The sequence below is a fragment of the Agaribacter flavus genome (assembly GCF_042646125.1).
GTDB lineage: Bacteria > Pseudomonadota > Gammaproteobacteria > Enterobacterales > Alteromonadaceae > Glaciecola > Glaciecola flavus.
In genome coordinates, this window is the sequence record NZ_JBHRSW010000006.1 from 11,294 (window position 1) to 35,578 (window position 24,285).

The following is a 24,285-nucleotide window of genomic DNA, read 5'->3' on the forward strand; positions in this document are numbered from 1 at the left end:
AAATAGTCCCTAGTTAAGCTCTTGTTGTCTTAGTTTGTTTGAGGTTGTCGACAACAGCTTGTTGTTTGTCACCAAGCTGAGAAATCAAGAAATTATTGGCTACGAGTAATATCAACAGGAAGAAAAAAGGTTCGAATATTATTAGGTCTAAAAATAAAGCACCGAAGAAAAAACCTACCATAGAACAAATAGTTGCATTGTTCACAAACTCAAATAACTTGTCGGGTGATTCCTCAAGTTTCTTTTTATTTTGTTTAAACATTCGCCAAGCTTTGTAGAAAAAACCCAAGTAGATAAAACCAGCAAAAATTCCTAGGTTTGCAGCAAAATTCACCAAAGTATTATGGGCAACGTGAGGTGAGCGGTTATCGGTATAGAAAGAAGAGGCTTCAAGGAAGCGTTGTGGCCCCACACCAAATAGAGGCCGGCTCTTAACTAGCTCATACCCCACTTTCCAAGAAACAAGGCGAGGGTTTAGGGGCTGTTCAGTCTCTGATCTTGCTTGTTGGACGGTAGAAACCGTTCGGCTCATCAATTGCGCGCCTTGATCAATAATAAAAATACCCATTCCAAGCGCCAGTATTATATTAAAAGCTTTTGAACGTACTATAGTGGCGGCGAAAAGTGTTGCCATACCAGTACTAAGTAGTGCGCCTCGTGAGGCACACAAAATAATTGCATGTAAAATGAGAGGAATACAGCATATAAGCCCTACTTTCACCCAAATACTCTTTACATTAAAAATAGAAAAGATGATAAAAGGCATCCCAATAACCCATATGATAGACAATACATTGCCATCACCATATGGACTGCCAAATGGTCCTGTCAGTCTGCCATTTTTAAACATGGCCCAATTACCTGAAAAATACAGTTCATTTGCCCACCAGGCGTAATACAAGGTGAGTGCGATAAATCCCCAAGACAAAAACTGAACTGCTAATTTGTTGTTGATTAAGCCCAAAACGACGATGAACATGAGAACGATAGTAAAGTAAATACCCATTACCAAATCTGAGCTAACCGATGAGCTGTATGATTTAAATGGCGTAAATAGCTCTGACAAGTGATATAGAGCCAACAGAGCGATTACCCCAAAAAAAATAAAGTTGTTGTAAACACGCCAGTTAATCTGCCCACGCAACATACAAAAACCCCAACCCATAATAGCGATACCGGCCGTAATTTTGAATAAAGACACATTTTGAAAGGCCCAAAACCAAATGTATTGCGGCTGCAACATCGACAAGAACGCATAGCTCACTGCAGCAACCCAAGGGGCGGAAATAAGCAGTATGATAGAACCTGCTATAAGTAAATATACAAAGGTGACAAACATTTATTTACCGTAAATCGAGAGATATTGTTGATTCATAGTCACCGAAGAGAACTGTTCCTGATAAATTTTTAAAGCATTGCTAGCATACTCATTTAATAAACCAATATGCGAAGCTAAACCAAACATTGCATCTGCAAATGCTTGTTGGTCGTCATTTGGCACAACAAGACCATTGACTTTATGCTTGATAATTTCAGAATTACCGCCAGCATCGGTTACCACACTGGGCTTAGCCAAAGACATTGCCTCTAGTAAGGTCATCGATGTACCCTCACTCAAAGAAGAAAGTAAAAACACATCCATAATATTTAAGTAATCGGCAGGATAAGGTTTGTATCCAGTAAAAATTACTCGCTTTTCAATATCAAGTCGCTTAGCAAGTTGTTGCAAACTTTCCATAAGTTCACCATCACCCACTACCAGCAAAATTGCATCCAGCCCTCTAGATATAACATTAGCAAAAGCTTCCAACATCATTGTCTGGTTTTTGATTGGGTCTAAGCGAGCGATGGTACCAAACACCACCTTTCCTTCTGAAATATCGAGTGCTCGTTTTATTTCGACTTGGTCTTGAGACGGAATGACTTTTTCAATACCGTTGTACACGACTTTGATTTTACTTTCAGACAGAAATTCATAGTCGACCAATGCTTGTTTAGTTGCTGCTGAAATCGCAGTAATGCTTTTGGTCATATTTGAAAGTAAGGGGTTAACCAGGCGCCTTTTCCAGTTAGAAGAGTCAGGATAAAAACGCCCATGTTCTGTAAACAAAACACGAGCCTTTGTTCCAAACGTTGCAATCGCACCGTATACCCATGGCGTATACTGATGGCAATGCACGATATCAATCTGCTTATTGTTGATAACCTTTCGTATCGCCACTATCAATCGCCAATCAAAACCCTCTCTACGCTCAAAGCTATGGCACGGGATACCTTCTTCAATGAGATCCTTCCCCCATTGACCAATTGGTTCTTCAATGCAAAACAAAGACATATTTACATCGAGTTTCAACCCATTGACAATATTTTTAATCACCATTTCCGTGCCACCAATGCGCATGTCATAGGTGATATGCAGTACGTTTTTTTTAGGCATTTCGCATATACCTATGCCACCACATTTCAAACATCAGCATCGACCATAACACCGCGCTATGATCTTCACTCCCTGATTGATGCTCATGCCACAATTTGCTTACTTTGTCTTTGTCAAAATAATGCGGTATCCCTTCGGCTTGCTCCAGCAAATACTTCGACGCAATGCTTTTTAGTTCGACTCGAAACCACTGCGCTAGCGGAACTGAGAAGCCCATTTTTTTGCGGTACAAAATATCCTCACTCAACATGGATTTAAAGGCTTCTTTTAAAGCATATTTCTTTTCTGTTCCTCGCAGCTTCATGCTAGACGGCATAGTAGCGGCAAACTCGATGACCTCTTTATCCATTATAGGAGCTCGCACTTCTAAAGAATTCGCCATGCTCATTCTGTCTACCTTAACCAGAATCCCAGCACTCATGTACGTTTTCATATCTGTGTACAAAATCTTACTTAAGTGATCGTTTCCATCTGCAGAAGCATAATGCTGTAAGGTATAGATTGAAGGGTGGTAGTCACCGAGCTCTTGACGAATCTGTGGTTTAATAATGTCCTGCCATTGTTCGTCAGTAATAAACGAGTTACTGATGTAAAAGCCCATATCGGGTTCGACACTCAAACTACGAAGCAGACTTTTTGCACGCTTGAAGGTGCGTATGTTAATCAAGCCACAAAATGACGCTAAACTAGGAAAAATGTACCGCCTGATCCAAGAAGGAAATTTTTCTCGGATGCGGTTTTCTATATAATCAGTGGTATATTTTTCATAGCCTGCAAAGACTTCATCCCCTCCATCACCGGCAATAGCGACTGTGACCTCTTTCCTCGCTAATTCTGACACAAAGAAAGTAGGAACAAGTGATGGATCACCAAAAGGTTCATCAAAAAAGCTCACAACATGCTCGATTGAGTCTTCTACATTTTGGTTTACTGCGAATTCGTGATGTTCCGTTTTATATTGTTCAGATACTAATTTAGCGAATTCTGCTTCATTGTATTTTTCGTTGTCAAAAGCAATGGTGCAAGTTTTTATCGGCTTTTCAGATAGAGCGGACATCGTCGCCACTACGCCGCTCGAATCGACACCGCCACTCAGGAATGCCCCCAAAGGAACATCACTGATCATGCGTCTTTTCGTGGCATCGGCAATAAGTGATTTAACCTTTTCAACTGACTCTTGCTCATTGTCGCTCGACTGATTAGCAAAGCTTAGTTGCCAATATTTTTCTATCGTTAGCGTCCCCCCTTTAACAAGCATATAATGTGCGGGAGGCAATTTATGAATATGTTTAAAAATACTTTTGGGGTCAGGGATATATTGATAAGCAAAAAAATCGCTGACCGCGTCTGTTCTTACCTCTTTTTTAATATCAGGTAATGTCAACAAGGCCTTAATTTCTGAAGCAAAGGCAAATTTGCTATTCGAATTAAAATTATACGCAAAACTAGCGTTTTCCGCTTTGCTAACAGAGGCGTCGCTGCCTTCGGATGTATATGTATCGTCAGACATATAGTAGTACAAAGGTTTTTTACCTAAGCGGTCACGAGCAATAAAGAGTTGTTCTTGCTGTTTGTCCCATAGAGCAAATGCAAACATGCCGTTGAGTAGCGGTAGACAATCAATACCATCTCGCTCATAGAGCTTAATGATAACTTCTGTATCTGAGCTTGATTTGAAATGACAACCTTGTTGCTCTAACTCCGCACGTAGTTCCAGAAAATTGTATATCTCTCCATTGAAAACAATCACGACGTTGTTGTCTTCAGAATACATTGGCTGGCGGCCAAGCGGAGACAAATCCAAAATACTCAGCCTGCGATGGCAAAGGCCGACTTGTTCATCAAGGTGCTCACCACTCGCATCCGGCCCCCGATGCGCTATCGCCTCTCCCATTTGTTTAAGGTGCTGCTCAGTGAGGTTTGCGTAGTTATTTGTCAAGAATCCGGCTATGCCGCACATAATGTTCCTTTTAATCCATATCAATAGATACGTGACTTTTGCTACTACCTATCGAAGATCGAACGCAATTCAAGCGCGCGTTTTAATCAATACTGCTGGGTTTCCGCCTACAATACTATTCGCAGGGAAGGATTTTGTTACTACACTGCCGGCAGCAACTATAGTGTTATCGCCCAAATCAGCCATGACAATAGCCCCGTTGCCTATCCAACAGTTTTCGCCAACTCGCACTTTGGTTAATGCACCTTTTTGGTCTTTGATTGGAACGCGTATGTCTTCAAAGCCATGTTGATTTTTTCCACTCAACACATGCACCCCACTACCCAACAAGCTATTTCTACCAATTTGACAGGAACCTAAGTTCGACTGTGGACCGATGTAAGCACCCTCTCGAATATCAATATCAAGTTGCGACAACAACACACCAAATCCTACAAAGATATCTAAGTCTACATCTGTACAAAGCCATTTGTAAAAGCAGATTCGACAGAAGCTACCTAATTTGCCAGGAACTAGGCTCAATAGCTGACAAAAAGATTGAAAAAGCGCGTCTTTTTCACTTGTCACCGCACTTAAGAGTAGATAGAGAAGGAACAAGGGAAAAAGAGCCACCGATAGGAAATAAAAGATAAACTGTTTAGCTACTTTCATTTAACTCCCCAGTAATAGTTTGTTTAAACACTTGTAAGTGTTTTTCCCAAGAATATTCCTCCACAATTTTTTGTCTGGCATGCTGCGATATAGTACGAAAATGATCACCCTCCAAGAGAAAATCGAGCGAAGCTAGAAAAGTGTCCGGTTCATCGGCAATGAGAATGTCCTGTCGATGTTTACAATTGATGCCTTCTGCCCCTTTGGAACTCGTTATCACAGGTAGGCCTGTGGCCATAGCTTGAAGAATTTTATTCTGCACGCCGCGAGCAATAGTAAAAGGTGCAACAAATATATCCGCACTTCTAAAATATTCACTTACATCATTAACTTTACCCGTTACTTCGATACCCTTTCGGTCTGCGAGCTTTATTACCTTGGGGATAGGAGACATGCCAACTATTCTAAATCTTGCCTGTGGGTACTTCGACACTATTTGTGGCCAAACGTTTTCGACAAACCAGAGTACTGCGTCAACATTCGGTTTATAGTCCATTACCCCAACAAACAAAAACTCTAGGGAACTATGCTCTTTTAGAACGAAGGAACTCTGCCTTTCCGACGGGTAAAATTCAGAGGTGTCGATACCATTACCGACAGCCAGTGGCAAAGACGCATTATCGGGCAAAAAATTAGCGATGATCTCCAGTTCTTTTTCGGCAATTAAAAAGCAGCGCTCTAATGAAACACAACTCTTTATCTCGAGTTCTCGAATGAGCCGAGCCTCTCGTTTGTAAATCCACTTCATTACGAAACCAGCCGTCTCTGCATACTGATGCCATTTGTCAGAATCCACATCCATGAAGTCGCAATACGCACGAATGTCAGTTGTTTGGCTCATCCGCCACCAATAGGGCGTCAAACTAGATGCCGAAAAAATCACTGAGTCGATTTTAACGGTAGATAATATACGCTCGAACGTGCTTTGCACCTCACTATCATAAAATTTGGCAACGCTCAGAGCAGTCTCGGTTAACAGCCCTTTCATGTAGTTAAACACATTGAATTTGCGCATGATAGGATAAACATTCAATCCAAGAGAGTCTCTAAGCTCCCCAGCATCTCTCAACTCTGATTCGCTCTCTACTGGCGCTAGCACTTCTACGTCAATGCCGCTCTCTTGAAGATACTTAATCTGATGATAAGTTCTTAGCTTCTCACCTTTGTTTGGAGGAAAAGGTAGGCGTTGACAAACAAACAATATTCGCATGCGTTTACAATTTTGTTTGTAACTGAACACGCTGACGCAGCTTTGTAAACCGCTCAGTAATTTGCGCCTGAGAAACCGAACTACTGTCATCCATAACCGCTATTGCTATCATTGCTCCTCGCGCTTCGCCTTGACTTAATTTTTTCCACGTCTCGTAGATTTTTGCCTTTGTTTTATTTGTGAACAGTTTGTCATGAATCAAGTAGGCAGAGTAAATCACCATATTTTGATTTGTTACAGACACCACGCGTTCGGAAGAAAGTGGCGTATTTTCGTCGACATATAGACTAGCTTTGCTTTCTATTGTCCAGCGATCTTGCGCATACAGCCGGTCTTGATTTCGGACTATTTCCCCTTGGGCAGTCGAAAACAAAGCGACATACTCTACGAAACGAGCGTTACCTATCTCAAACGCATTATTTTGAATAGATACCGCTTTATCAAAAGAGGGTTGCCAACTAATGACCGACTGAACTTTTCTCTGTTGATCTTGTGTCTCAAAAACTGGCGTAAATTGAGGTGCAACTATGTCTTGATTGAGAGCATAGATTTTCCCTAAACCAGCTATAAGCCCGCACAACATTATTCCCAAGGAGACTTTGCTATTTGTTGATCGTAAATAGGGCTTCGTTTCATAAAGAGTGCTTGGCGCTTCTTCAAACTTCGAGGAAATGGGCTTTTCATATTTTCGTATTATTTCGCCAATCACAAACAAAACAATCAGTACAAAAGCAAAAAAGAACCAACCGTATATTAAATGATCAGCACCAACAGCATGTTCCATATCTGTAAGATGACCAATCATTATAATGCCATATACTCTAATAACATTGGCAAAAATCGGAAAAGCAATACTGAGACCAACAAAAAACAATCTTGTCTTCCAACGCTTGAGATTTAAATAGGCGTAGAGATTTCCTAAAACGATGGAAGCAATAAGAAAGCTAATACCCGAACAGGCCTCAGCAACTAAAAACTTGCCTTCTGGTATTTCTATATACAGACCACTTTTGAATACGGGAACACCCGATCCCTTGAGTAATATTACTGAAAAATCTGCCGCTATTTCTTGTAATAGCGGTACTAATTCTTCTCCTATCGGGATGCAAAAAATGACGAAAAATAAAGGAAACATAATAGATTTCGCTATCTGATTTCCCAACATGAACCACGGGAGGGAGATTAATAACGAAAATGCAGCAAGGTGCATGAACAAATTGATATCGCCCGCATAGCCAAACAAATACAGCAAGATTTGCGAGAAAATAATAGGAATGAGCCAAGCTTGAATATGGGCATTTTGCCATGGTACTTGCTTACGCTTTTCCCATATAAGATAGACACACGCGGGAAGGACAATAAAACAATGATTAAAGATCTCTGACACATACCATATTTTTACAGCAGTGACGACCCCAGTCCAAGTGAAAGCCAACCACAATGCAAACACTACAGCCATTAACAAAAACATAGGCTTAGAGCTATTTCCTTGCTGCAACATCGCTTATCCTTGTATTGCGTCTTTGTAAACTTCTGACATTGTTGACCAAGCGTAGTCTTTAAAAAGCATATCTAGCTTCTTTTCCATCGCATGCAAATTGACATAATGCCTCAATTTGGACTTAAAGCTTGCTTGCTCAACCCTAGGCTGATTCACGTCAATTTCCCAAGGGTGAAAATAAAAGTTATACGGGGCATTAACTTGCCTAATGTAACTTTCGATACGTCGCTTAGACAACCAGTAAGGATACAATCTAAAATATCCACCGCCCCCTATTCCTTTATTTTTGCCTTTTTGCAAAAGAGTCGAAACAGGTATTTCTACGATACCCTCTTTTCTCTTATGCACAAAACGCGGCCATGAAGGAACACCGTATAAATCATGCGTAATCGGGTAAGTACTCGATGAGTATTTAAATCCCATTTCAACTAATAGATCAAATACATACTCATTCGACTCATCGATAGAAAAACTAGGCGCGCGATAACCATCGACGGAAATACCTGAAATATCTTCGAGCACGTGCTTGCTTTTTAATATGTCTTCTTTTACTTCATTTTTTGATAAGGCAGTATTGCGACGATGATTCGAACCATGACTAGCCAGTTCGTGTCCCTCGTTTACAATTCGCTTGATGAGTTCTGGGCATCGTTCAGCTACCCAACCTAAAGTAAAAAATGTCGATTTAACATTGTTTTCATTGAAAATATCGATTAGCCGGTGAGTATTATCACCCACTCGTAGCGCTAGAGAGTCCCAATCATTTGGGGAAATCACGCTTTCAAACGCAGAGACATGAAAATAATCTTCTACATCAACCGTCATCGCGAAAAGTTTATTATTATTTTCCATTCACTAACGACCTTTGCCAAATAAGACGATTTCAACGGTACGAACTAAGATAAGCAAGTCCAACAACAAGCTCTGATGCTTCACGTAATAGAGGTCAAACTTCAGTTTTTCTAATGAATCAAGTACGCTCGCGCCATAAGGATAATTCAGTTGAGCCCAACCGGCTAACCCAGGCTTAACATTGTGGCGCTGCGCATAGTACGGTACTTCTTTAATTAATTGTTCTACAAATTCTGGCCTTTCTGGCCTTGGACCAATAAAAGACATATCGCCACGTACTACATTAAACAATTGAGGAAGTTCATCAATGCGATACTTTCGAATGAATCCACCGATTGCAGTGACTCTGGAATCATTTTTTGCAGCCCATTTTGCACCGTCTTTCTCGGCGTCTGGTCGCATACTTCTAAATTTCAGAATATTGAAAGGTTGCCCATCTTTGCCAATACGCTGCTGCTTGTAGAGCACTGACGTTTTTGTTCGATATCCGTCATCGATATATATTGCAATAGCCGTCACCAGCATGATTGGCCACGTCACCGCTAAAATAATTGTCGCCAGTGTTATGTTGATCCAAAAATCAACCAACTGCCTGAAATAATTTTGAGATTGAAAGCCATTTGAATATATTACCCAACTCGGATACATCAAATCTACTGCGATTTGCCCTGTTTCTCGTTCCATAAAATCCAAGAGATCAGTGACTCTCACACCTTTTAGACGAGCATCAAAGAGTGCTGCAACGGGCAAAGTACCTCGCCGTTGGTCGCATGCAATGACTATTTCGGCTATCTCGTTATTAGTCAAGAACGAGGGCATTTCTGTATCAATGTCGATGGATATTAACTTTTCATTTTTAATACCATTGTCCCTATCATCGCTAGGCATTGGAATAAAGCCAATTAAATCAAAATTTGCACGATCGACATCTCTTCTCATCCGTTTTTCTATCACCGATGCTCTTACACCAGAACCAATGACCACTATTCGAGGTTTGCTGTAAAACGTATCAGTAGTGTGAATGTGATATCTGAAAATAACGAGTGCAAGAATGATTAAAGGGACTGCAGTCGGTGCATATAGTGGGTGGGGCGAAAGAGATGTAAACAACACCCCTGAAAACATAGCTACTACAAAGAAAGATAAAATTGCGCTGACAAATATTCGTCGAATTATGCCCCGAAAGGGTTCTCGCAATTTAGCCTCATACAAGCCTACCGACAAATTGATTATGACAACCGAAAGTGTGAACACAACAACATTTGCAAAGGTAATCGTAGTGTTAGCATTGGGAATAATATCCAGCCACGCCAAGCTCAGAGCAGCAAAATAGGCGACGTAAGCGATAATTGCAGCTTCACTTATTACAAGTTTATACGATCTACGACTTGGAGATTGCTGAGATTTGGCCATTGATGGGCTTTCATTCCTTTTGCTTGTGCTGAATACTGATAATTGAGTACTTAATTACGCCCAATCAATTGAGCACACTCAGTCCGAAGTTTCATTATATAGAGATTTTTATCGGTAGGTAAACCCAAGATTTTAGCGCATAATAGTGAAAATAGCTTAGCGTTGGTGCATAATCACGCTAATGAAAACCCATTAACTGTCGAATTATATTTCTGATTCTATTAATATTGTTAGCTACCATTTAAGGATTTTTGTATGAAACCGTTATCGCTAATTGTTTCTATAATGGGCCTCACTATTGCAGGTGCATTGCTAGGAGGCTGCGCTACACCCGAGTTGCCCACAGCAACTTCTAGGGCTTCGTTAACAACAGATGTCAATGACTATCAATACCTCATTGGGCCCGGTGATCAGCTGTCTATTTTTGTATGGCGGAATCCAGAAATTTCCGGTGCGTTTATCGTACGCCCTGATGGGAAAGTCACCACATCACTAGTTGAAGATATTGAAGTGTCTGGTCGAACACCCACAATGTTGGCTCGCGAATTAGAAGAACAGCTCTCGACCTACATAAATAATCCCCGAGTAACTGTATCTGTTACTAACTTCAGAGGACCATACAGCGAACAAGTACGCGTAATTGGAGAGGCATCAAATCCACTTGCCATCAATTATACCCAGTATATGACTTTGTTGGATCTCATGATTGCCGTTGGCGGGCTAACTGAATTTGCCGACGGAAATGACGCAAAACTGGTGAGAGTTATTGACGGTAAACAAGTAACATACAATGTATTTATTGAAGATTTAATTAAAGATGGCGATATCACTAAGAACGTAGATATGCTTCCGGGTGATATTGTTATTATCCCAGAAGCTTGGTTCTAGACTAGGAATAGTTACTACTTATGCAGGATTTACAGCAGACTATCCAGATGGTCTTCGATTATATTCGAGGGATATGGATAAAAAAACGCTATCTTATTATATGTTCATGGCTGATATGCCCCATAGGGTTCGTATACGTTGCAAAAATGCCCGATGTATACCGCTCCGAAGCACAAGTGTATGTAGATACGCGGTCGATGCTAGCCCCCATTTTAGCGGGCATTTCTATCTATAATAACCCCGAACAAGAAGTTCAGATGATGGCGAGGACACTAAAAAGTCGCGCAAATATTGAAGAGATAGCGAGGGAGTCTGATTTAGATATTACAGCAACAACCGATGCCGCTTATGAAGGGCTAATCAATCGTTTGACAAACGGTATTCAGTTGCGCACCACTGGCCGCCAAAACATTTACACAATTTCCTTCACCGACACTCGACCAGATATAGCCCGCACGGTTGTACAAGAAACACTCGATATTTTCGTCGAAGGTTCACTTGGTGGCAACAGAAGGGGCACAGACAATGCATCTCGCTTTCTGGACGAACAAATCGCCGAATACGAGTCACGATTGACTGATGCTGAACAACAAAGAGCAGATTTTCGAAGACAGCACAGCGATATACTCCCTCTCAAAGGCACATTTCACGGAAACTTGGTCGAATTGAATGAGCAACTTGGTACGACAAGACTACAAATTAAAGAAGCTGAGCAGCAAATCTTGAGTTTAGAGGCTCGACTATCCGGTAAACAAAAAGCTTCAGATGGATTTGCTGTGCGCAGCGGCGACGAAACGCCAGTTATTACAACACGATTCGACTCGAGAATTTTAGCGCAAGAAGAGAAACTGGATGCTTTAAAGTTGCGATTTACAGACAAGCACCCAGATGTTATCGAGACGCAAAATTTACTTAACGCATTGATAAAATCTCGTGATGCGGAAATCAAAGCATATTTGGAACAAGATCCTAATGAAGATAGTTCACCGATATTAAATCAGTTAAATCAAGAAATTACGCTTGAAATCAGTAAGCTTGAAAGTGCAATTGCGTCTCTAAAAGTAAGAGAAACCAATTTTATATCTAAAATCGAAGATTTGAGAAACAAAATTGATTTGGTACCACAAATTGAAGCAGAAGGTATCGCCAAAAATCGCAATTACGACATCATCAAACAAAAGTATGAAGAGTTACTTTCTAGGAAAGAAGCAGCCGATATTTCTGAAAGAGCGGCTATTTCTTCAGAAGAGCTCCAATTTAGAATTATCAAACCACCATTAGTACCAACTGCGCCCACGGGACCTGAACGCTTTATGAATTATACTGTTGTTTTAGTGCTAGGATTTGGCGTTGGCATCGGTATCGCTTTTTTAATGTCACAACTCACACCGATTTTAGTAAGAGGTCAACAATTAGCCACTATCACAGGCTTTCCAGTTCTCGGCGCGGTAACCCACTTGGATTTGGATAAGATTAGACGCAGAAATAAGTTACGCATGTTTTTGTTTATTTTGTCTTCTGGAGCCATCGTGTCGATGTACGCAATTTTAGTCGCTGCTGACACGATGAATATAGACTTAATCAGTAAATTTAAGGTGATGCTGTGAAAAGTACGATAGAGAAAGCACTGCAGAAGCAAAAAGAAGCTCAATCAGTTTCTGGTGAAGTTTCTTCCAGCGAATTGCCCAATCAAAAGATTCAGGAGACAACGCCCGCTCCTAAAGACCACGAAAGCCAAGTTCTTGGAGACAACGAGAAACTTTTTACGCCTGTTGAAAACTTTTTCGATATAGATTTAGCCCGTTTGGATGAGCTTGGGTTTGTCACCACATCAGATAACAGACGCAGAATTAACGAAGAATATCGTGAGATAAAACGCAAATTAATACTCAATGCTTTCGGGCCACTTTCCAGTACACTCAACAACAGTAATATTATCATGGTGACGAGTGCTCGGCCGTCTGAAGGAAAAACATTTACTGCTGTTAATCTGGCTTTAAGTATCGCAGCTGAACAAGATAAAACAGTATTGCTTGTCGACGCAGATGTATTAAAGCCCAATGTGCTTCGTACCTTAAACCTAAAACCCCAAAAAGGATTGATGGACTATTTGTTGAGTGAATCAGAGCCATTAAGTCAGTTTATATATAAAACAAATGTAGATAAGCTCAGAGTTATCCCGGCAGGAAGCTCCCACCACCTTTCGACAGAACTTTTGGCCAGTTCGATAATGCAAGAAACGGTGAATGAGTTCTCTACACGCTACCCAGATCGAATAGTGATCATTGATACTCCACCGATTATTGGCATAAATGAGTCAGCTGTCCTTGCAAGCTTTGCAGGTCAAGCAGTAGTAGTTGTGGAAGAAGGCACATCTAAATTACGAGACATACAAACCTCAGTAGAACGACTCAATCAAGATATGGCTGTAGGTTTTGTCGTCAACAAATCGATCAATATCTCTGAATCAGGCGGGTACTATGGCTATTATTACTATGGCCACAATCCGGATAAAGAATAACTGGAAACGGAATGGACTCAAATCATCTAAAATTTAAGTGCTTTCTATTATTGCTCGCCACCCTGAATCACACAAACGGGTATTCTGGTGAATTGAGTTTTGATTCTGGTATAACTGGGAGCTATACGCGCCAAATTGCCGAATCAAAAGACGGTAGCGAAAAGTTTGCTGCCGATAACTGGACATTTTCTCCGTTTCTGAGTGCTATTTATACCGCAAAACGCATGAATGGAGCGGCAAGAGCGCAACATCAGCATATCCGTCGTTCACTCGACGGACAATCATTGACCAACAACTACACCAATTATCGAGGGAACGTAAACCTTACCCTTGTCGAGAATCTACTCCAAGCGAGTGCCAATGCTTCTCAAAATTTTCGGGGGGTTAACCTCAATAGTGTTGGGGTCGATGATTTCCTTCTCAATGAAGATGATTTAGCAAAGATCAACAATTATGGTGGTTCGCTTACACTTAGTCTTAGACCAAAAGATTACTTTGGTTTAAACGCCAATCTTCGGTATTCCAAATTCGATGCAGAAAACAATGTAAATGACACTATTGAAAATGAGAATATTAATTTCGGTAGTGAGAATTTCGGCGCTCAGTTCAGTTTGCAAAGTGGCCCTGACTTTAGGCCATTTGCAATGCAAGTGCGCGGCGCGACTTCTGTGACAAAACGAACAGAAAGAAATGATTTTGAATCTTCGAGAGCGAATGCGAACTTCGGTTTTCCAATTTTCACTCCTAAACTGCTATTTACTACTGTATTTTCATATGAAAATAATGAAGTACCAAGTGTTCAAACAGGTGAGAACCTGTTGAGAGAATTTTATTCTTACGGCGCAGGTTTGACTTGGCGGTCTTCTCAAAACAAGTTTATCCGAGTGACTTGGAACCAATCAAAAATCGCCTCAGGTGCTGGTTTTCAAGAAGAAACAGATAATTTTTTAGCAGGAACTATCAATTGGCAATTAAGTTCTCGTACCGAACTTAGAGCAGACTATTCGAGACGTTTTTTCGGAGAGACAGCAAACATACTATTTCGCCACAACACAAGACATTGGAGAAATGTGCTGAGTTACACTGAAACAATCTCAACGGCCTCTAGTATCATTCAAAATGAAGAAGTTAGTTTATTTGCATGTCCAAATACAAACAATATATCAATAAACGACTGTGAACTCCTTGATAGCCTTGATCCCGCGAACTTGCCCCCCGATTCTGTTTTTGTGCCATTTCAAGAGATTAGTTTTGAATTAAGTCCAAATGTAGTTATTCGCAAAAGAGCGCTATATACGTCTGGGATACAACGCAGACGAAGCAATTTGTCACTGACTGTTTCGCGCACAGAAGACGAAGATGTGGAGAGAGACTTAGTTAACACCATTGACTCACTTCAATTATCAGCATCAATTAATATTAGCAGTCGCTCAAGTATTGTATCTTCGATCGTGTTCTCTGACCTTGAACGACGTACAATAAACTCAATTGAAGAATCAAGGGTGAATCGTTTTAACCTTGCCTTTGAACGCCAAATATCTAGAAAACTTAGAACGGCTATCGGTTACACATATCTTGATCGAGATGGCGACAATGCTCAAAATGCGGGAGGCTTTGGCGCAAATGGTCTAATTCGTATAGATGGACCATTGACCGATAATCGAATTACAGCTTCATTGACTTATAAGTTTAGTAAGTAAACTAAAAGTCTGCATGGAATAAAAATTCAGCGCGACTAAAAACTGCAATTATTTAGCACTTATACATCCTTGTCCGTTTTAAGCCGCACATACGCTTGGTATTTTTGCTTAAGCAACTTGTCGATGTATTGCGTAAGTTTTATCTTGTGTTTGATGGCATCATCTAAGGCATCCACTAATTCTCCAAGCATCGCCTTGTAGTATGCCGCATCTTCAATTTTATTGCCGTTGGGTGTGAACTCAGTAGGCCTTTGTTTCGTTTTTTCAACACTTGCTACTTCTTTATCAAAGCTCTCAGTATTTGCATTTTCAGGAACAAACATCTCAGCCTTTACTTCATCAATCACTTGATTGGCCGCGTCTTCATCAATCCCGTCCAACTCTTCTAAGAATCCAAACAATAGCACTCGATCCATCAGTGTATTTACTTTCCGTGGCACACCATTAGTAAATGTATAGATAGCGTCAAACGCCTGATTTGAGATTAAGTTGATGTTTTCACAGCCGGCGTGTGCTAATCGGTATTCAACGTATTTTTGCATTTCTTCGCGGCTAAGTGGGGCAAGATGACATGATGCTACGATGCGCTGTCGAAATTGCTCCATATTAGGCGCTCGCAAGATCGGTTGCAACTCTGCTTGTCCTAACAAAAAGCTCTGCAAAAGTGGTTTACCCTCTTGCTGAAAATTAGACAGCATACGCAGTTCTTCAATGGTTTCTAGAGGTAAATTTTGTGCTTCATCAACCAGTAATAAGGCGCGTTTTCCTTGAGAAGCAAGGGTCTGCAAAAATGCTTGTATGGCTTCGAGTAATTCTGACTTAGTACGACCTTCAACCGGCAACATCAGCTTGGATGCCACCATTTTGATCAACTCGTCAGGATTGAGTTTTGGGGTAACAATTTGGACAGCATAAATGTCGTTTTCTATCTCATTTAGCAAACTGTTTGCAATTGTTGTTTTTCCTGTCCCTATATCGCCGGTGACAACAATGAAGCCTTCAGCTTGGGAGAGACCGTATTGCAAATATGACATCGCTCTTTTGTGCAACTTGCTGGCATAAAAAAACTCTGGATCAGGCGTCAGCTGAAAAGGTTTAGAGTTTAGTCCATAATGACTTTCGTACATGTCGTTAATATCCTATTGTGATTTATGCAAACCTGCTAGAGGCTGTTCTTTTCTGCAAACTAGTTGTACTCGCATGCTATGATTGAATTATCTATCGAGAATTTGCAAAATAATTGCCGTTGTTGATACGCCATCTTCAAAACTTAACACACGGACTTCTCCACCATTTTCTATCACCTCTTTGCCGCCAACAATATCTTTCAATTGATAGTCACCGCCTTTTACCAAGACATCAGGCATAAGTGCAGTAATGATTCGAAGCGGCGTATCTTCATCAAATTCAACAACCCAGTCAACCGATTGTAAACCCGCTAATACTGCCATCCGTCTCGCAACGCTGTTTACAGGTCTCCCATCGCCTTTTAAACGACTAACAGATTCATCACTGTTAACTGCAACAATTAGTCTATCGCCCAAAGCCGCAGCTTCCTTGAGGTAACTAACGTGCCCCGAATGCAATATATCAAAACAACCATTGGTAAAGACAACCTTCTCCCCTTCTCTCTTTGCTTGCATTAAAGCCTGCAAAAGTTGAGACTCTGACAATACTCCCCCGTCAGGGACTTTGTGAGAATGAACAGCCAAAGCCAGCTCTGTGGCAGTAACAGTGCTGGTACCCAATTTGCCAACAACGACGCCCGCCGCATGATTTGCCAATTGGCAGGCAAAAGATATTTCACTTCCCGCAGCAATAGCAGAGGCAAGTGTTGATACAACAGTATCTCCCGCCCCTGTCACGTCGTACACTTCTTTAGCCAAGGCAGGAGAGTGTTTTACTTCATCTGGGGAAAACAATGTCATGCCGTTTTCTGAGCGAGTAAGTAATATGTTTTTTATATTCAGGGATTTACACGCGCTTAATGCACTCTCTTTGAGAGATGTTTCATCCTCATGCTCGCCAAATACTCCTTCAAATTCCTGTAAGTTGGGTGTGATCAAATCAGCACCTGAATATTTAGAAAAATCACTGCCTTTGGGATCCACAACAACAGGGATAGACTGTTGTTTAGCTATTTCAATGAGCGCCGATACCTCACTAAGTGCACCTTTGTTATAATCAGAAAGCACGACCACATCGCAAGTCGCGATAGCATCAGAGAAGCGCTTACACAACTCTTCTTTACTCACACTCTTAAATGATTTTTCAAAATCCAATCGAAGCAATTGCTGGTTTCTGCTCATGATACGCAACTTGGTTATCGTGTCATAACCCTTGACTCTGATAAACTGACCGTCAATATCATGTGCAAGCAACTTCGATGCGAGAATATCAGCACTTTCGTCTAGACCAGTAAAGCCAAGCAATGTAACCTTGGCTCCCAGAACAGCAGCATTTACTGCTACATTAGCCGCTCCACCCGGTCTATCCTCCACGTCTGAAACCTTGACTACGGGAACAGGTGCCTCGGGCGATATCCGTCCGGTACCACCAGACCAGTACCTATCGAGCATAATATCGCCGACAACTAATAGTCGAGCTTGGCTAAAATCTGGTAATTGCATATAGAAAAAATAAGATGATAAAAATTAGGTGTAGCGAGTATACCAGTGAATCAAAAAAAAGCAGCAGAACCCTGGTTTATCTATCTGATAGAAACAGCTAAAAACAGTCTGTATTGTGGTGTCACCAAGGATTTAGAGCGTCGTTTCAACGAACACAAAGCGCAATCAACGAAAACCGCTAAAGCGTTAAGAGGAAAAGCGCCGCTACGACTTGTATATGCCGCTCAGTTGAACAATAAATCTGAGGCCTTAAAAGCTGAAATTTGGATAAAAAAAAGAACACGACTGGAAAAATTGGCGTTGATCGACGGACATAAACTCATTCCAAATCAGCACAAAAAGATATTTTTACAGGAGTAACCGAAACAGTAGAATGTCAAACAAATTTACTGTACTCATCTTCTGAACTACTTGGCCTTATAAAGTTTTCACACAAAAGCAAACATCAACAGGCTCTAAGTACTCACAAATACATTTGAAAATAATAGAGCTATACCAATCGATAAGACAGCCTCGATACTCGCTACGCCAATATTGTGCTGCAGCGCGACTTCTGACTTCCAGTTTACACCTAACAAGACGACTCTTTTAGCGACAGAGGTAATTAACATAAGAGAAAAAGCCAAGCCTAAGCCCACTATCAACCAACCAGTTAGATTGCTGACATATGCTGTTGCTTCAAAAGCCAACAACTTCGAAGCCGAGGACACCGCTATGGCAATGCCGATTAAATTCCCACTATGCTGAATAGCCAAGGCAATCTGGCCATTACAAAGCGTTTTTTGAAAAGACGAATTTTGGTTGCTTTCTGCAAATCTGTATTCATACAAGCGAGTAGTAAACAATAGCACCGCCAGTACCACGAGAGCGCCAGAAAACACCGCAATAAACGCATTCACATCAGCTCCTTGCGCCCAATCGATAATGCTTTTTGCAATAATTGCTGCTGCAATACCGCTTGACGCGTCGACCAGAGCAACAGACACATTTTTTTGCGCTATCATGTCATCCTTGTCTAATCTGTTAAGCACCAATTTATCATGCGCAAAACGGCCAATTTTTACCAGTAGGATGCCCATAGCTCCAAACAAAAACATGCCTACAGCGGCAGCTTCAAAGCCCATATTCACATGCCGTCCGACAACAGCAGACAACACAATTGTTAAAGAAAGCATGCGGCCAGCAATACTAATACCAAAAGCAAAATTATCTTTTTCACCCAGTTCTTGACGAACACTGATCTTGGTAAAAAAGCCCGACAATGACCGAATGGCAAACAACAAAAGTATTGCAATACTGATGTCAATGGCCAAGTAAACCACCGTGTCTCCGGCTATGGGAAGTAATTTGACTAATTGTTCCATGTGTCTAAAAACCACTCCAATAAAACGCGCAGATTTGCGCTCAAGCTATGTGCCTTATAATATGAACAAATTTGCCCAAATACAAAGACATTGATGAGCCTATCCGAAGCAGATGTTAAATTATTAAGCGACAGCATCACAAAACATTTTCCCAATCAACATGCTATCGATGATGATTTTTCCGATGAATGTGCCGCACTATCTCAAGTGTTTATACTCAGTGACTTTGTTTGCCGAGTGGCTAAGCAGTTTTCTGCGCAGTTTTCCGCCGGTTTTTATACCTTAATCAATACACCAAATAAGCAGCAAGATTACTATGCTCTTTGTAAGAAAGCGGCTGAAGACAGCACAAACGAACTTGAACTTGATACCGCTATCCGCACTATTAGACAAGTGCAGATGAGCCTGGTAGCTTGTGCTGACCTGCTTGAGCTACAATCGATTGAAACGTCGATGCGAAAAGTATCGTCCTTGGCCGATGCGCTTATCTATCACACATATCGTTGGCACTACCACAAACTCGCCTATCGATATGGCTACCCCATCACTACTGAAGGTAAAAAACAACATCTGCAACTCATGGCTATGGGAAAACTTGGCGGACAAGAATTGAACTTTTCCTCGGATATCGATTTGATTTTTGCCTATCCAAGTGTGGGAGAAACTAATCACCCTCGTAAGCCTATTGAAAATCAAGTTTTCTTCATTAAGTTGGCACAAAAACTCATTAATGCACTAGACAAAATCAATCAATTTGGACAAGTCTACCGAGTTGACATGCGCTTGCGTCCCTTGGGAGAAAGTGGTCCCTTGGTCATACCATTTAGTGCCTTTGAAAACTACTATCAAGAACAAGGCAGAGAATGGGAACGATTCGCGATGCAAAAAATGCGGATCATCAATGAAAGTGAAGAGGAAAACAAAGCTTTCGCACAGGAGCTATACGCTATTGTAAAACCCTTTGTATATCGTAAATACCTTGACTTTACTGCCATCGATTCCATTCGAGAAATGAAGACTCTGATTGAAAAAGAAGTCAGACGAAAACAAATTAAACAGAATATTAAATTGGGTAAAGGGGGGATTAGAGAAATTGAGTTTTTCGTCCAGAGTCTCCAACTCATCCACGCTGGGCGCCACCCCGCTTGCCAACAAAAGTCGTTGATTGACGCTCTGGAGGCCTTAAAGTCTGCCGCGTTTATTGATGCTCCTGACTATTCACGTCTGCGTGAACACTATTTAAGCTTGAGAAAAATAGAGCAGTACCTACAAATATTCGATGATGCTCAAACCCAAACCTTGCCACAATCCGAAATAAACCAAGCGCGACTGACTCGCTTGTTAAAAAAACAGAACTATCAACAGTGCGTTGAGGAAATTGAAAGAATCATGGACGACGTTCACACCTTGTTCAAATATGTTATCGCGACGCCCGACGAGCAAGACACCCCTGCGGCTGATATACAAACTATGTATCATGACCTATGGTTATTGCAACTTGTCGAAAACGAGCAAATCACAATATTGAGTACAGTGCTTTGTGAGGCACATTCCAGAGTATTAATCAACGCGCTAAATAACTTTAAAGAAAAGGTAAATAAATCCAGCTTGTCAGAAAACGCACAACGCTCACTCGCTCGTCTTATACCCGTTCTTCTTGCAGAGCTATGCGAGAGTGAACAAGGTAGCTTTTCCAATAAAGTTACCGGTATTTTCAAAATTATCACGACTATCTTAGGACGTACAACCTACATAGACCTGCTAGAGCAATCCATCGATGCTCGTCAGCGCCTCATTCAACTTTGTGAGAAAAGCACTTGGTTAGCCACACAAATTGCGCATTTCCCGATGTTACTGGATGAATTACTTCATCCGAGTTACTTATCGCCTGACACGCGATCTTTAGAGGAGGTAAAACATACTTACAAAGCCGACCTCCGTCAGTTTCTGTTGAGAGTGTCAAAAGAAGATGACGAAGCTCAAATGGACGCATTGAGACAATTTAAGCATATTCACCAATTGCGTATTGCGGCAGCTGATGTAAGTGACACAATATCCATCAATAAAGTAAGCGATCACTTAACTGTGTTAGCAGAAGTCATAATAGAAGAAGTGGTACTGCAAGCCTGGCAACATACATCAGGTAAGTTTGGTCACCCTAAGTTAGACAGTATTGACGAAAGCTTCGCTATTGTCGGCTATGGAAAACTAGGCGGCTATGAGCTGAGCTACGGCTCAGATTTAGATATTGTTTGTTTGTACAACGCAAAAAGAGATGATTCAACTGACCATTCAGGCACGCGCAACCCCATTAGCAATCAACAGTTTTTTGTCAAACTCGTGCAACGAATATCTCACTTGTGTATCACCCAAACCTATCAGGGCATACTATATGAAATAGATTTACGATTAAGGCCTTCTGGGAATTCAGGTTTACTCATTTCTCACATCAATAGTTTTGAAGAATACCAACAGTCAGAAGCATGGACTTGGGAACATCAAGCATTGGTTAGAGCGCGAGTAATCTATGGAAATGGCAGTATACAAACTGCATTTGAACGCATACGCCACCAAGTACTTTGCCAAGCACGAGACACGCAAAAACTAGCTAAAGACATCTATGACATGCGCGAAAAGATGCGAACTCATCTGGACAAAACATCAAAGCACCATGTAGATATTAAACAAACAAGAGGTGGGATAGTTGATATAGAGTTTGGTGTGCAGTTTTTAGTACTCTTGTATGCCTCAGAATTTCCAGCGTTGGCAAAATGGTCAGATAACTTGCGGATATTAGAGGAGGTAAAACTAGCAGGGCTTTATCCAAATGATGCAATCGATAGTCTGAAATCCTGTTTTTTGAATTTACGAAATATTGGACACAAGTTGCAATTAGATGAAAAAGAAACCAACGAACTAAGTGAAAACTTGCGCGAGATACTCTCAAGCGTAGAACAAAATAGTCCAATGTTCAGCCTGGTAGAAAGCCTAAAACTAGGCAATGTTGAATCGGTATAATTATATAGTGGAGCTTGACGGTATATTACCTAGCGATTTTGAGCTAATAACACTGGAACAACAAACGGTTCTTTTTATCGACGAGGCATTAGGCTGACTAGAGTATTTGACTCATCGTTAATTAACAAGCTCGGTTTAAGGCTGACCAATAGCATTCTTCTCTAGCTCAGATATATCAATGGCTGGATTGTCTTTCTTTAGACTGCACACCAATAAATCAGCCATTAAATCTAATCATTTTACCGGTTGATTTTAAGGTGCAATAAAAAAATATATTGACAAAAAACTTTGTGGTTGATAGCGTCGTTTGTGATGGAATTCATAGTGTCATAAAGGGAAATATAGATGAAATATAAACATAGTGATCCAACAGCCAACAGCCAACAGCCAACAGCCAACAGCCAACGAAATACGTTAGAAAACTTTTTACTCAACTAAGAGTTATTTATACTTTTTTATTAGCTATTAGTTTTTATTCTCAAGTGGCAAACGCATGCATTGGAAATACAGGTCCAAGTGGTGACACTAGCGAACAAGAAGTTCCTTGTAGGGATGATGATGAAAACAACGCTGGAACTTCACCGCCATATACTCCAACCCCAACGCAGCCTTCTCCACCTCCTTCTAGACCATCTGCTCCGGGTGGCGAACGGCCTTCTACGCCTCCCGATGAACCTTCTTCTCCACCTGAAGAGCCCAAAGAAAAATCGCCACGAATAAAATGTCTCGAGGAAAATCAAATAGCAAGTGCAAATCATGCTGAGTGTGAAGCTATAGCTGCTAGTAAGCATACTGACGAAATGAAGAACATTTGTGCTGGTGGTGGAACTATTCAATTTGGCCTCTCGGCTGAAGCAGGATATCTAATTGTAACAGGTGGTGCGTTTGCCTCTATTTCTATAGACCAGTATTCGATATGTAAAGACAAACGAGATTCAAAACGCGAAACAATGTATAAGAGTTGTAACGTAATTTTGCAGCGGGACACAAAAGTTTGCCCTGGGGATTGATTTATAATATGCCAACGAAAGAAAAATTAGTATCTTGGACACTGTTAATAGGCATATTACTAGCAATAGGAGTTGCGATTTTTAGCCTTATTAATGAAAACGGGTCTTTGAAAACCGATAGTCCACACAATGATACACTTATGTCAGGTAAGGATAAGATTGATATGATTGCTCAAAACTCGGATGAAGCTAGTTATTCGACTATAGCCGAAGTTGTAGCTGCTGATGCTGGTCAAGATTTTAGTATTAAAGAAATAGATAAATCTATTTCAAATTATATATCGATTGATGACGACTGGTGCGAGCCGGAAGAGGAGTTGAATGATAAAGATATTCAGTATGCGGCAACCATAGAACAAGACTGGAACGAATATGTAGGTTTATCGTATCGGGAGATGCCTGATATCGGTTATGGCGATGAAGTTTTTGACCGCTATAATGGTTATATCGCTCCATATACAGACTTGCCTATTGATGAGCTTGAAAAACTAGCTTTAGGTGGCAATAAATGGGCAATGGTAGCATACGTACAAGACGATAGATTCATTGTATCTCCTCCAGAACAGAAAGAAGTTGCTCGCCAGTTGTTAATTACAGGAGCATCCTACCATGCAGTTTCGTTTCTTATCTTAGAAGAACTAGTTGAGGCGCAAGCAAATTTCAGAAAAACAAAAAGTTATGAAACCAGTCGCGAGCATCTAATTAACGCTATCGCATATTTGTTTTTTGGATTACAAAACTATCATACAAGTGCACTAAATGCTTACTTTGGAAACATTTCATCCAATGAGATGTTTACGGGTGTATTAAATCCTAGCTATGTTTTAGCTGGTGCTGAAGAAGAGATAAAAGCAAGATATGAATCGTTAGTGTCGGAAATTGAGCAAGAACGAAACGAGCAAGCTATAACTGTTGAAAAGCCCCCGGAAGTTGTTAGGAAATTGTTTACGTTTGATTTGGCCATCTATCAGTTTCATCACCCTGAAATTATAGAATGGTTAAAGGACATTAACATAACCTCTGACGTCGATTTAGGTGAAACAGATTGCACACATAAGCATATGCAAAGGCTCAAAAAAGTAAGCGGATATCTCAATTAATGGAGTGCGCAAAAGCGCTATTCTTGACAA

Annotated in this window: 19 protein-coding genes; 8 read left to right on the forward strand and 11 right to left on the reverse strand. The window is 40.9% G+C overall.

Going from position 1 to position 24,285, the window contains the following annotated elements:
* Positions 1 to 13: 13 nt before the first annotated feature.
* The 8 genes from ACFOHL_RS04335 to ACFOHL_RS04370 all read right to left on the reverse strand — a co-directional run bounded on the left by ACFOHL_RS04335 (position 14) and on the right by ACFOHL_RS04370 (position 10,024).
* Positions 14 to 1,339, reverse strand: a complete 1,326-nt coding sequence (locus tag ACFOHL_RS04335; protein WP_376918976.1) for an O-antigen ligase family protein — start codon at positions 1,337 to 1,339, stop codon at positions 14 to 16.
* The gene (locus ACFOHL_RS04340; protein ID WP_376918977.1) at positions 1,340 to 2,437 is read right to left on the reverse strand and encodes a glycosyltransferase; all 1,098 of its coding nucleotides are present in this window, start codon (positions 2,435 to 2,437) and stop codon (positions 1,340 to 1,342) included.
* Complete coding sequence (asnB, locus tag ACFOHL_RS04345; RefSeq protein WP_376918978.1) at positions 2,430 to 4,397, reverse strand: asparagine synthase (glutamine-hydrolyzing); 1,968 nt, start codon at positions 4,395 to 4,397, stop codon at positions 2,430 to 2,432. The genes ACFOHL_RS04340 and asnB overlap by 8 nt, the downstream gene beginning before the upstream one ends.
* A 69-nt stretch (positions 4,398 to 4,466) precedes the next feature.
* Positions 4,467 to 5,048: an acyltransferase gene (locus ACFOHL_RS04350; RefSeq protein ID WP_376918979.1), complete on the reverse strand. Its 582-nt coding sequence runs from the start codon at positions 5,046 to 5,048 to the stop codon at positions 4,467 to 4,469.
* Positions 5,035 to 6,258 carry a TIGR03087 family PEP-CTERM/XrtA system glycosyltransferase gene (locus ACFOHL_RS04355; RefSeq protein WP_376918980.1) on the reverse strand — a complete coding sequence of 408 codons (1,224 nt, stop codon included), beginning with the start codon at positions 6,256 to 6,258 and terminating at the stop codon, positions 5,035 to 5,037. The genes ACFOHL_RS04350 and ACFOHL_RS04355 overlap by 14 nt, the downstream gene beginning before the upstream one ends.
* Positions 6,259 to 6,262: 4 nt before the next feature.
* Positions 6,263 to 7,759 carry an exosortase A gene (xrtA, locus tag ACFOHL_RS04360; protein WP_376918981.1) on the reverse strand — a complete coding sequence of 499 codons (1,497 nt, stop codon included), beginning with the start codon at positions 7,757 to 7,759 and terminating at the stop codon, positions 6,263 to 6,265.
* Between the two features lie 3 nt (positions 7,760 to 7,762).
* On the reverse strand, positions 7,763 to 8,611 hold the full coding sequence (locus ACFOHL_RS04365) for an XrtA system polysaccharide deacetylase (protein WP_376918982.1): 849 nt from the start codon (positions 8,609 to 8,611) through the stop codon (positions 7,763 to 7,765).
* Positions 8,612 to 8,614: 3 nt separating this feature from the next.
* Positions 8,615 to 10,024 carry a TIGR03013 family XrtA/PEP-CTERM system glycosyltransferase gene (locus ACFOHL_RS04370; RefSeq protein ID WP_376918983.1) on the reverse strand — a complete coding sequence of 470 codons (1,410 nt, stop codon included), beginning with the start codon at positions 10,022 to 10,024 and terminating at the stop codon, positions 8,615 to 8,617.
* A gap of 255 nt (positions 10,025 to 10,279) precedes the next feature.
* On the opposite strand from ACFOHL_RS04370, the gene ACFOHL_RS04375 reads away from it, so the two are divergent.
* Genes ACFOHL_RS04375 through ACFOHL_RS04390 form a run of 4 tightly spaced genes read left to right on the forward strand, consistent with a single transcriptional unit; the run spans position 10,280 to position 15,133 of the window.
* On the forward strand, positions 10,280 to 10,912 hold the full coding sequence (locus ACFOHL_RS04375; RefSeq protein ID WP_376918984.1) for an XrtA/PEP-CTERM system exopolysaccharide export protein: 633 nt from the start codon (positions 10,280 to 10,282) through the stop codon (positions 10,910 to 10,912).
* Positions 10,913 to 10,932: 20 nt separating this feature from the next.
* Positions 10,933 to 12,519, forward strand: coding sequence for an XrtA system polysaccharide chain length determinant (locus ACFOHL_RS04380; RefSeq protein WP_376918985.1), 1,587 nt, complete (start codon positions 10,933 to 10,935; stop codon positions 12,517 to 12,519).
* On the forward strand, positions 12,516 to 13,433 hold the full coding sequence (locus tag ACFOHL_RS04385; RefSeq protein ID WP_376918986.1) for an XrtA-associated tyrosine autokinase: 918 nt from the start codon (positions 12,516 to 12,518) through the stop codon (positions 13,431 to 13,433). Before ACFOHL_RS04380 ends, ACFOHL_RS04385 begins: the two co-directional genes overlap by 4 nt.
* An 11-nt stretch (positions 13,434 to 13,444) precedes the next feature.
* Positions 13,445 to 15,133: a hypothetical protein gene (locus tag ACFOHL_RS04390; RefSeq protein WP_376918987.1), complete on the forward strand. Its 1,689-nt coding sequence runs from the start codon at positions 13,445 to 13,447 to the stop codon at positions 15,131 to 15,133.
* A gap of 59 nt (positions 15,134 to 15,192) precedes the next feature.
* Here the strand turns inward: ACFOHL_RS04390 and ACFOHL_RS04395 are convergent, their stop codons facing one another.
* Together ACFOHL_RS04395 and hldE are read right to left on the reverse strand one after the other, a co-directional pair.
* Positions 15,193 to 16,260 (reverse strand): XrtA/PEP-CTERM system-associated ATPase, encoded by a 1,068-nt coding sequence (locus ACFOHL_RS04395; protein ID WP_376918988.1) that lies wholly within the window; start codon positions 16,258 to 16,260, stop codon positions 15,193 to 15,195.
* Positions 16,261 to 16,347: 87 nt separating this feature from the next.
* A complete protein-coding gene (gene hldE / locus ACFOHL_RS04400; RefSeq protein ID WP_376918989.1) occupies positions 16,348 to 17,763 on the reverse strand; it encodes a bifunctional D-glycero-beta-D-manno-heptose-7-phosphate kinase/D-glycero-beta-D-manno-heptose 1-phosphate adenylyltransferase HldE in 1,416 nt (471 codons plus the stop codon).
* 45 nt (positions 17,764 to 17,808) lie between these two features.
* Between hldE and ACFOHL_RS04405 the strand changes: the two genes are divergently transcribed.
* The gene (locus tag ACFOHL_RS04405; RefSeq protein ID WP_376918990.1) at positions 17,809 to 18,123 is read left to right on the forward strand and encodes a GIY-YIG nuclease family protein; all 315 of its coding nucleotides are present in this window, start codon (positions 17,809 to 17,811) and stop codon (positions 18,121 to 18,123) included.
* 95 nt (positions 18,124 to 18,218) lie between these two features.
* On the opposite strand, the gene ACFOHL_RS04410 is transcribed toward ACFOHL_RS04405, so the two are convergent.
* Positions 18,219 to 19,127: a DUF350 domain-containing protein gene (locus tag ACFOHL_RS04410; RefSeq protein ID WP_376918991.1), complete on the reverse strand. Its 909-nt coding sequence runs from the start codon at positions 19,125 to 19,127 to the stop codon at positions 18,219 to 18,221.
* Between the two features lie 93 nt (positions 19,128 to 19,220).
* Here ACFOHL_RS04410 and glnE point away from each other — a divergent pair, with 93 nt between their 5' ends.
* From glnE to ACFOHL_RS04425, 3 genes are all read left to right on the forward strand, one after another.
* Complete coding sequence (gene glnE, locus ACFOHL_RS04415; RefSeq protein WP_376918992.1) at positions 19,221 to 22,145, forward strand: bifunctional [glutamate--ammonia ligase]-adenylyl-L-tyrosine phosphorylase/[glutamate--ammonia-ligase] adenylyltransferase; 2,925 nt, start codon at positions 19,221 to 19,223, stop codon at positions 22,143 to 22,145.
* Positions 22,146 to 22,627: 482 nt separating this feature from the next.
* Positions 22,628 to 23,155 carry a hypothetical protein gene (locus ACFOHL_RS04420; RefSeq protein WP_376918993.1) on the forward strand — a complete coding sequence of 176 codons (528 nt, stop codon included), beginning with the start codon at positions 22,628 to 22,630 and terminating at the stop codon, positions 23,153 to 23,155.
* 8 nt (positions 23,156 to 23,163) lie between these two features.
* Entirely contained in the window at positions 23,164 to 24,255 is a 1,092-nt protein-coding gene (locus ACFOHL_RS04425; protein WP_376918994.1) for a hypothetical protein, read from the forward strand.
* Positions 24,256 to 24,285 lie beyond the last annotated feature (30 nt).